Origin of the sequence: Psychrobacter pasteurii, assembly GCF_900162815.1 — a bacterium.
GTDB lineage: Bacteria > Pseudomonadota > Gammaproteobacteria > Pseudomonadales > Moraxellaceae > Psychrobacter > Psychrobacter pasteurii.
The window spans coordinates 1-2,370 of sequence record NZ_FUGD01000020.1 but is presented as its reverse complement, the minus strand read 5'-3'; the positions used below and the strand labels follow the sequence as shown (position 1 = coordinate 2,370).

The following is a 2,370-nucleotide window of genomic DNA, read 5'->3' as shown; positions in this document are numbered from 1 at the left end:
AGCACCAGGCTCAGTTTTACCACTGATGATCGTGCTATCTGGCGTACCATCGCCGTCTTCATCAATGTTAGTAACATCTTCAACCGTTGGTGGGTTTGGCGCAATATCATCGCCTGTGCCAACCACTTCTGTTGGACCAGACTCATTACCAGCCTCATCTTTGGCAATAACATCAACTACTTCATCTTTATCTAAAGCAGGGACCTCAACATCATAGTTGCCGTCTTCATCAGCTTTGGTTTCACCAATCACATTACCGTCTTTGTCTTTAACGATAACCTCAGCACCAGGCTCAGTTTTACCACTGATGATCGTGCTATCTGGCGTACCATCGCCATCTTCATCGATGTTGGTAACGTCTTCAACCGTTGGTGGGTTTGGTGGTGTGGTATCGGATGGGTCATTATCATCGTCATCTAGGGCAGCGATTAATGCACCGATGCCTGCTAAACCAGCTAACCAAGGTAAAACACCAAAGCCAGCTTCATCTACTGCACCCACCCAATAAGGGGTTTGATAGGCATTACCACCTAAAGCTTGACCTTCAACGTCACCAGAAGCTAATTCAGTAACAAAGTCAGCGACTTCACCAGTATCTGGTATATAGTAGTAATAGCTACCATCTTCAGCCATACCAATAAGCGCACTGTCCGCTTCATCATAGTAGCCTTCGATGATTAGATCGCTCTCTTCACCGCTCTCTTCCATTAATACATGCAGGTCTTTACCCACACGCTTAGTGATGATGTGATCTGGTGCACGGCCTGTTGCTTGGTCAACTAGCTCATAGTTAACTTTGTTTGTGGCTTTGATAACAGTGGGTTGACCATCTTTGGTCACTACTTGATGCTCAGCTACTGTTTGCACGGCATCGTTTACTTTTACTATTACGTTTTTCATAATCTTCCTACTTTATATTTTATCTATTAATATGCTGGGTATTTATTGCTTAGCACTAACCGTAGCCACAACTCGGCGGTTGTTATATCGACCTTCATCGGTTGCGTTGGTATCTACAGGGCGGGTTTCACCATAGCCTACTGTGTCTAAACGCTGTGCATCGATGCCATATAAGGTGACTAGTTGCTGCTTAACGGCTTCTGCACGCTGCTGCGATAGCTTCATGTTATAGCTGTCTGGGCCTTTGCTATCTGTGTGGCCTTCAATGACTGTCGTTGTTTCTGGATATTTCTTCATGAAGCCTGCAACTGCTTCAATTTTCTGGTTGAACACAGGTTGTACAACGGCTTTGTCAAATTCAAACAACACTTTTAGGTTAATAGGCTTATCAAGTTCAACTTTGACTTCAGGCTCAGGCTGTACTTGAACTGCAGGACAGTCGCGTACTACTCGGCTGATTTGGTGAGTTTGTTGTTTTTGGGTGCTTAGTAGCTTTTGAGCATCTGCTTCTTCAAGCTTACTTAGATTTGGCTGTCCCGTTGCATCATCAATGTCAACGAAGATGTAGTGGTCTTGCTGTGGAGCGAAATCAACCAGATGACTGTTTGCTGTGCTTAAGTTATTGGTTTTAGCCCCGGTAGGAACGACAGTGATGTTGTGCTGACCACTGCAGTATGTGATTTGAGAGTAGTGTCCAGGTTGTAGGCTTACTTGGAATCTGCCATCGATAGCGATGTTCGCACTGGTTTGTAGACCATCATTGTCTAGCGGACGGATAAAGATTAGGTTAGCTTCGTTAGCAGGTAGCTGACTTGCATTAACCGGTTGAAAAGCATTTCCTGATTTGTTCCAACCGATATGCTGTACTTGAGTTACAGCTTGATCAGTGGCTGCATTTGCTGGTTGGCTCAGGCCTAACATAACCATTAAGACAGATCCAGCTAAAAGACCTAACTTGTTCTTTGTCATTTGAACACCTTTCATAAAGTTTCCTTAGTTCATATCTCGAAGTGTAAACAGTGAATTATAAAGCTCAACATATAACGGAAATTAAACAATCATAAAAAATCTCTTCGTTGCGATAGTTCCTTCTATTTATAAGAATAATGAAAAATATATCTAAGTATATATACCCAATATGCTATCTGATAGCAGACTAAAATATTTTAACTCGATATAGCATAATCCGACTAAAATTTGAACCGAAATAACATAATACCAATTCCACAAAATAATATACAATATAACCAACTCAACAACATAATAGAATCACATGCCGAAAAAGACCCCTAGAAATCATAAACTCACAGACCACGATTTTCTGCAATTATCTAAAACAGAAGGCAATGCCAGAGCGCGAATCAGACTACTGGAAATACCCCCAAATTTAAAACACTAAATAAGTAGAACTAAGCTGCCATATTAAATTTCTGAATCGGCGTAAAGCCACCATTACCCATATTGGGTCTT

Annotated in this window: 2 protein-coding genes; both read right to left on the bottom strand. The window is 41.9% G+C overall.

The genetic code is table 11. The features are described 5' to 3' along the window. Positions 1-900 (bottom strand): Ig-like domain-containing protein (locus tag A1232T_RS00175; RefSeq protein ID WP_244152313.1); only part of this gene is annotated, 900 nt, incomplete at its 3' end. A 42-nt stretch (positions 901-942) separates the two neighbouring features. Further along, positions 943-1,869, bottom strand: coding sequence for an OmpA family protein (locus A1232T_RS00170; protein ID WP_244152312.1), 927 nt, complete (start codon positions 1,867-1,869; stop codon positions 943-945). Positions 1,870-2,370: the final 501 nt, after the last annotated feature.